Annotated in this window: 5 protein-coding genes; all 5 read right to left on the bottom strand. The window is 59.8% G+C overall.

Annotated features, from left to right (window positions below; genetic code table 11):
• Window positions 1–410 precede the first annotated feature (410 nt).
• The 5 genes from guaA to ACI1P1_RS08500 all read right to left on the bottom strand — a co-directional run bounded on the left by guaA (window position 411) and on the right by ACI1P1_RS08500 (window position 7,215).
• Window positions 411–1,949: a glutamine-hydrolyzing GMP synthase gene (guaA, locus tag ACI1P1_RS08520; protein ID WP_416215950.1), complete on the bottom strand. Its 1,539-nt coding sequence runs from the start codon at window positions 1,947–1,949 to the stop codon at window positions 411–413.
• 197 nt (window positions 1,950–2,146) lie between these two features.
• Window positions 2,147–2,662 (bottom strand): hypothetical protein, encoded by a 516-nt coding sequence (locus ACI1P1_RS08515; protein ID WP_416215940.1) that lies wholly within the window; start codon window positions 2,660–2,662, stop codon window positions 2,147–2,149.
• A gap of 49 nt (window positions 2,663–2,711) precedes the next feature.
• Window positions 2,712–3,224, bottom strand: a complete 513-nt coding sequence (locus ACI1P1_RS08510) for a hypothetical protein (protein WP_416215939.1) — start codon at window positions 3,222–3,224, stop codon at window positions 2,712–2,714.
• 114 nt (window positions 3,225–3,338) lie between these two features.
• On the bottom strand, window positions 3,339–6,020 hold the full coding sequence (locus ACI1P1_RS08505; protein WP_416215938.1) for a DUF4129 domain-containing transglutaminase family protein: 2,682 nt from the start codon (window positions 6,018–6,020) through the stop codon (window positions 3,339–3,341).
• Entirely contained in the window at window positions 5,998–7,215 is a 1,218-nt protein-coding gene (locus ACI1P1_RS08500; protein WP_416215937.1) for a DUF58 domain-containing protein, read from the bottom strand. Before ACI1P1_RS08500 ends, ACI1P1_RS08505 begins: the two co-directional genes overlap by 23 nt.
• Window positions 7,216–7,223 lie beyond the last annotated feature (8 nt).

The following is a 7,223-nucleotide window of genomic DNA, read 5'->3' as shown; positions in this document are numbered from 1 at the left end:
CAGGTGACAACGTTCAAATTAACCCATATTTAGGAATATTGGATAATTCCATGTTAGGTTTGACGCATCGCTAGTGCTACTCGGTCCGTAAGATCCCCGAAATGGACATAATGGGGGAAATAACGGCCTCACGTCCGTTACCTCTAGCACGGAGCACGGAGCACGGAACACGGGGCTGGGGCGGCGGCATGAAGTATGGCCAGTCCAAGGATTCGCCCGGGATGAGGCGGTACGCTGTATGGTCGGTCCAAGGATTCGACCGGTTGGGCGGTATGCTGTAGGGTCGGTCCAAGAACAGGCCGGAGTTGGTGTCCTCAGCAAAAAAATCCGCCTGGCGCACGTCTTAAGGAGACGCGGCTGGGCAGATTTTTGCAGATAAAGCATATTATTCTGGCTTCAACGACTTCCTCTTACTCCCACTCAATGGTAGCCGGGGGTTTGGAGGTGATGTCGTAGACCACACGGTTGACGTTTTCGACTTCGTTGACGATCCGCACGGAGATTTTCTCCAGCACGTCCCACGGGATGCGGGCCCAGTCGGCGGTCATGCCGTCGATGGAGGTGACGGCGCGGATGCCGACGGTGTAGGAGTAGGTGCGTTCGTCGCCCATAACCCCTACGGATTTCATGTTGGGCAGGGCGGTGAAGTATTGCCAGATTTCCCGGTCCAGTCCTGCCGCGGCGATCTCTTCACGCAGGATGGCATCGGATTCGCGGACGATGTGCAGCTTGTCCTCGGTAACCTCGCCCAGCACCCGGATAGCCAGACCCGGACCCGGAAACGGCTGGCGCCATACAATCGCCTTAGGCAGACCGCAGGCTTCACCGACCTTGCGCACTTCATCCTTGAAGAGCTCCTTCAGAGGCTCCACCAGCTTGAATTTCATATCCTCCGGCAAACCGCCCACATTGTGGTGGGACTTGATGGTTTGGGCGGTAGCCGTACCGCTTTCGATAATATCCGTATACAGGGTGCCTTGCGCCAGGTAAGCGAAGTCGTCGAACTGGGCGGATTCCTCTTCGAACACGCGGATAAACTCGTTGCCGATGATCTTCCGCTTCTTCTCCGGATCGTCCACACCCTCCAGATTGCCCAGGAACCGGTCCCTAGCGTCAATCTTCACAACCTTCATATCGAACTTGCCGACGAAGGTTTCCATCACGCTTTCGGCCTCACCCTTGCGCAGCAGTCCATGGTCGATGAACATACAAGTCAGCTGATCGCCGATGGCCTTGTGGAGCAGAATCGCCACAACGGAGGAATCCACACCGCCGGAGAGAGCGCACAGCACCTTGTCGCTGCCCACCTGGTCGCGGATGCTTTTGACCGTATCTTCAATGAAGGTTTCCATGCTCCAGTTGCCATGGCAGCCGCAAATATTATATAGGAAGTTATGAATCAGCTCGTTGCCGTAAACGGAATGCACCACCTCGGGATGGAACTGCACGGCGTACATATCCCGCTTCGCATGACTCATACCGGCGACAGGGGCGTGGGCGGTGAAGGCATCAATTACGAAGCCCTCCGGCACCTGGGAGACCATGTCCCCGTGGCTCATCCATACCGTCTGCTTTTTCTCCAGGCCATGGGCCAGCTTGTTGCCTTCGGCGAATTCCACGTCAGCCTTGCCGTATTCCCGCTTGGCCGCCCGTTCCACCTTACCGTTCAATTGGAATGCCATCAGCTGCATGCCGTAGCAGATGCCCAGCACCGGAATGCCCAGATCGTAAATAGCCGGGTCCACATGAGGCGCTCCCTCCGCATACACGCTGGAAGGCCCTCCGGAGAATACAATGCCCTTAGGCGCAAGCGCCTTGAGCCTGTCCAGTGAAACATTGTACGGCAACAGCTCACTGTACACTCCCAAATCCCGGATACGTCTTGCAATCAGCTGGTTGTATTGGCCGCCAAAGTCCAGCACGACAACGATTTCATTCGGCTTCATTATTTACCTGCGCTTTCCAGGACGCCCGTCCAACACGGCTGCGCCCACATATTTGATGCATAATATTCTAAACGTTCTATAGCAGGCTTGTAAAGGGGGGGAGCGGCCAGGGAGGCCAGAGTTGTCCCCATATGTGGCCGATTCAGGACAAATTCCAAGCTTTTCCTGACAACACACCCCAATTTGCGCATGCTCTCACCTCACCTGGCCTTTGCCCGGAAGGACCATCTCCTGAGCCACCTCTCCATCGGCACCTCGTCCCCTTCCCCATGCCGTCCGCGTTCCAGCCACACCTGAAAAAGGTACAATAGAACGGAAACAAAGGTCTCCAGCATAAACAAGCCCGTGCGGCTCATCCCGGTCAGCTGGTAAAAACCCGCCTTTTCAAAAATATGCCGGCTGATCACGTAAGCCTGTACGGCGTCGATGGACAAATTCAAGCCGAAGTACAACCACAGATTGGGGTAGGTCCAATAAAAGGAGATGAGCGCCGCCACCGGCAGAAAGCCGTAAACAAAGGCGGAGATTTGTGTGAAATAAAAGATATTGCTCGTCACCGTCCACCAATCCAGTTTAACGGCCATCTGGAAGGTTACCGTAGAGCACAGGCAGGCCAATAGAGCAACAGCGGTAAACCGCCTTTTGCGCTCCGGCTCCAGAAACATCAGCAGCAGCCACGGCGGTAAAAATAAAAGCCATGCAAGCCAAGTAGACATTTCTTACACCCCGATTCTTTTGAATGCGAAAATTAGGAAAGTTCCGGCTTTACCTGGCGCGCTGCCGGAAGCTCCAACGGCGGAGCCATTCCTCCAGAGGAGCCTCGGTGTCATAGGACATGCCGTGCTCATACCATTTCTGATAGAAGAAAATCAACGCGGCCACCAGCGTCTGCAGCAGGTACAGCCCGGTATGGCTCATTGTCCTCATTTCGAACAGCCCTACCCGCTCCAATATATAAGGGACGATCAGGTAACACTGAACCGCATCCAAGGCAAGATTTCCGCCGAAATACAGCCATGGGTTGGGGTAAGTCAGATAGAACATGATCAGTGCCGCCACCGGCAATAAGCCGAAAACAAGCGAGTTCATATTCGTGAAGTAAAAGGCGCGCTCCCTCTGCTCCCACCAGCCCAGCTGCGCGGATATTTCGTAGCAAAGTGCACACAGCGCAATAACCAAAAAGGTGGCGGACAAAAACCGCCGCTTGCGCTCCGGTTTGAGGAAAACCAGCAAAAGCCATGGCGGCAGAAACAATAACCACCCCATCAGCATTATCATGAGACCCACCCCTTCATAAGGACAATCTTCTCCATTCAAGATTTTCTCCAAAAACTAGAAACGCTATCCTCCGTCAAGGACGAAAGGATAGCGTAAATCGAAAAAAAGTGCAGCTTAGTGGGATACAGGCGGCTCCATTCCGGCAGGTCCCCCAGCGGGAAGCTTACCTGAAGAAGCAAGGGACGGCCCGAAAAAGGTGCGCCACAAACGCTCCAGCTTCCTGCCGCTGATCCAGGCGGGGCCCTCCGGGGAAAAATGAATTTTCTCCGACAGCTCCGTCAGCTCGTAAAGCGCATCCGCCTTACCCGGCCAACGCCGACCCGTCTCGGCTGCATATTCCCGGAGCGTCTGCCCGGGCACGGGCTGGCCATACAGCCGGAACACACGCTGCCACAGCCGTTCCACCAGCCGCTGTCCCGCCTCGCCCCCCTTCCGTCCGCGGGAGCGGAAGTGCAGGCTGAGCATAAGCCAGAGCAGATGCCGCCTGCGGAGCACCCAGTACAGGAGCGGTGCGGCAGCAGCAGCCAGAAGCAATGCCGTGAAGCGGTGCTTCCTTAGAGCCTCCGCTGTATGAGCGGACCAATGGGAAAGCTGCTCTCCCGCAGCCTGCTTTAACTCGCGGTAGCTGTTATCCCATTGTTCCAACAGCCGGCGAACCGGTCCGGCGGAGGATGCTGCCTCTCTCTCCGTATGAAGAGCAAGCGCTTGCTCCGGTGATGCGGATGTATCCGCTGGCTGAAAGCCGGCGAAGCCCGGTGTGGGGTCCATCGCCACCCAGCCGAGGCCCGGAAGATACAGCTCCACCCAGGAATGGGCGTTGCGGGTGCTGACGGCTATGGTCTGCACAGCGCCGGTTTCATCCGGGGTGGCCTCACCGGGAGCGAAGCCCTTGACCCACCGGGCCGGGATCCCCGAGGCGCGCAGCATCACGGCGAGGGAGGTAGAGAAATAGTCGCAATATCCTCCCGCCGAGCCGAACAGGAAAGCATCCACAAAGTCCTGTCCGTTGGCCGGAACGGCTACATCGGTCAAACTGTAGCGGTAATGCTCCCGAAGATAGGCTTGCAGCAGTGCCGCTTTGGCGTAGGCAGTTGTCCCGGGTGCGGAAACGGCCAGAGCCAGCTCCCTCACCCGCTCGGGCAGCTTGTCCGGAATCTGGAGATACGCTGCCGCTATCCCCGGGGAAATCTCTCCCGCCGCATTCATCAGGGCCGCTTCGGGATACCCGTTCAGCCTGGCCTTAAAACGGGCATAGCCCAGCTGTTTGCCGGAGGAGGCACGGAAATCATACCTGCCCGATGGAGCATCCAAGGCTAAGCTGCCTGCCGGAGCCTGGCTGCCGTCGGCAGCATACAAGGCTTCCACCTGCTCAATCCTGCCCCCGGCAAACAGCAGATTCATGTCCTGCCGCCCGCTGTACAGCAGCTCCTGGGTGACGGTCTGTGCAAAAAGATCTGCCGTTTGTCCGTCTGCCGCATCTGCTGGACCTGCCGACCGGCTGCTCCAGCCGGAGCCGTCATAATAATCCTTGCTCTCCCCGCGCCAGTAGGTGCTGACGGGTGAACGTGCGGTAAAAACCGGTTCATCCCGTACCGTCAGCGGTCCGCCCAGCCGGTAATCGCCGCTACTGTAGCCGGTGACGCCGCCACCGCCTGCAAAAACCGCCCGGGCAGAAGGGCTGTCCTCCCCGTCGGAGGACCACAGGGACACAAGTGTCTGCGCCCATTTGCTGAAATCCCCCATCTCCAGCGGACGCAGGGGCCCCTTCTGCCCGCCGCTCCCGGCCCATGCGGCCAGGAACAAGGCCAATGTCAGCGTAAGCGCCAGTCCGTATGCCCAAGGCGGGACAAAGGCTCTGCCCCTCCGGTCATAAGCAATCCGCACCGGGCTGGCCGGAGACGGAGCAGCTTGGGTTTCCCCCGCAGCCGGGGAAATATGAGGCGTATTGGCCGCCGGGGCCAACGGTGAATCTGTGTTTATTGGAGCAGCCGGGGCTGCGGCGGTAAGACGGTTGGCCGGTGGAGTCCGGGTCAGCTCCGGCTTGCCTGCCGCACCGATCCGGTCCAGGTTCAGCATCGCCAATAAAGCCAGACCCGCCACACCGGAGGCGATCAGCTCGCCGGTGGTATCCACGCCGGGCCATAGCTGCAGCCCTGCCAGATAGGTCCAGGTGACGGCCAACAGCCATAAGGCCCTGCGGCTATGCAGGAGCAGCGCCTGAACCACCCCTGCCAGCACCATCCAGCCTGCCAGGAAAATCAGGGTCCGGTGCTCACCGCTGATGGCTCCGGCATTTCCCGCCAGGAATGCCTCCGTATCCTGGGCCAGCACAGCGCCATATTGCCGGAACCAGCTCATAGGGAAAGCTTCCTCCCCTGCGCTTCCGCGGAAAATCCAGCCCACCGCCAGCCATGCGGCCAAACCCTTCAAGGGTACACTTTTCCATACGGACATATTCGCCATATCCAGCAGCACACAAATGCCCATAGCCGCAAGCAGCGGCCCCAGCTTGTCCGGCGTTTTCCAGCCGGACAGCATGGCAATGGGTTTGATCCATGCCCACAGGAGCACCAGGAACAACAAGCCTGCCGCCCAGCGGGTACCCGGCAGGGCGGGATACATACCTCCGTGCCCAAGCGGCGCCGGAGGCGATGCGTTAGATGAAGCTGCGGCCGTGGAGGAGCCGGATAGTCCCGCCGCAGCATTGCCGGCGCGGCCTTCCTCGTTGGGGGCACCGGCTGCTGCCAAGGCCCTTCTGCGCAGCCGCAGGGGCTCAGGCGCCTTCCGATTCGGCATGGAGCCTCACCGTCCTCTCCAAGCGGGCTTCACGGATTTGGTGCACCCGGCAGCCTGCCGCTTCAAGCCGCCGTTTTTGCTCCAGTTCCCGCTCTCCCGCCAGTCTAGCTCCCAGCAGATGATACACGAACACCTGGCAGCCTCCCTGGCACAGCTGGCCCAAAGCCCGCTCCACCGCAAAATCGATTACCGGCGTTACCGCCACCACCGCTTCGGCGCTGCTCCCCGGACGGCTTCCGCCGTTCATAAGCAATTCGGCGAAGCTTTGCCCCCCGGCTGTCTCCAGAACGGCAAGCAGACGCAGTGCCGGCAGGCCGTTATCCGACAGGTGGGGAGGCAGCCGGATTTCCGGCTTGCCGTTAGCGGCCAACCCCGCCATGGCCCGGATGTCCCCGGCCGCCTGGAGGATGCCCGCCGCCCAGCGTATGGCCTGCTCGAACAGCTCGGCGCGCCCCTGATAAGAAGAGGCGCTGGCGTCCACATACACCTGGAACCGCCACTCCAGGGCGGGTTCATCCATCCGGGTCATCAGCCCGTCCCGGCGTGCGGTGGATTTCCAGTGGATCCGGTGCAGGGGATCCCCGTTCTCGTACGGGCGGACCCCATGCCCGGGCATGGACGGACGGAAGGGAGAAGCCCCTTCCGTTTCGTCGCCGCCTGCCCCCTTGGGGAGGCCTACGGGCAGCACGGCCCTGCCCTCCGGCAGCACCGTAAAGCCGCCGGAGCCGGGAAGCAGGCGTCTTTTTTGGACAAGTCCCCAGCAATCCCCGGCTGCAAGCTCCGTTCCCGTGTACCGGTAGCTTCCCCGCTCCAGCCCCGAAATCCGGTAACGGACCGTGAAGGTCCGCTTCCAGCCCGGATATACCCGCTTCCGCACCGTATACAAGTGCCCGTCGGCCTCCCGCACGAAATGGTCGGCCACAGACATCCACAGCACAGGCAAAAAAGAGGTATGGCGGATCTTGAGCTCCACCGTCAGCTCATCCTTGGGGTACAGCATATGGTTCTCCCCGCTGCGGGAAACCTCCGCCTTCATCAGCGTAAACAAAAAGACAGACAGGGACACCGCTCCCGCCCCCGTCAAGAGCCAGGCCAAAAACCAGGCCGCCTGTCCGCCCCGCAGCACAGCCAGCGCACCGGCGCCTGCGGCTAACAATAGGAAGAACGCCAGCCGGTATAGGCTGCGGATGATCATGCCGCTCC

The organism is Paenibacillus mesotrionivorans (assembly GCF_046098205.1).
GTDB classification, from domain to species: domain Bacteria; phylum Bacillota; class Bacilli; order Paenibacillales; family NBRC-103111; genus Paenibacillus_AR; species Paenibacillus_AR mesotrionivorans.
Note: the sequence above shows the minus strand (reverse complement) of the source record. Positions and strands in the feature narration are given on the sequence as shown.

Excerpts from the sequence above, each read along its gene's own strand:
- ACI1P1_RS08515 (WP_416215940.1), bottom strand. The coding sequence starts at position 2,662 with ATGTCTACTTGGCTTGCATGGCTTTTATTTTTACCGCCGTGGCTGCTG.
- ACI1P1_RS08510 (WP_416215939.1), bottom strand. The coding sequence starts at position 3,224 with ATGATAATGCTGATGGGGTGGTTATTGTTTCTGCCGCCATGGCTTTTG.
- ACI1P1_RS08505 (WP_416215938.1), bottom strand. The coding sequence starts at position 6,020 with ATGCCGAATCGGAAGGCGCCTGAGCCCCTGCGGCTGCGCAGAAGGGCC.
- ACI1P1_RS08500 (WP_416215937.1), bottom strand. The coding sequence starts at position 7,215 with ATGATCATCCGCAGCCTATACCGGCTGGCGTTCTTCCTATTGTTAGCC.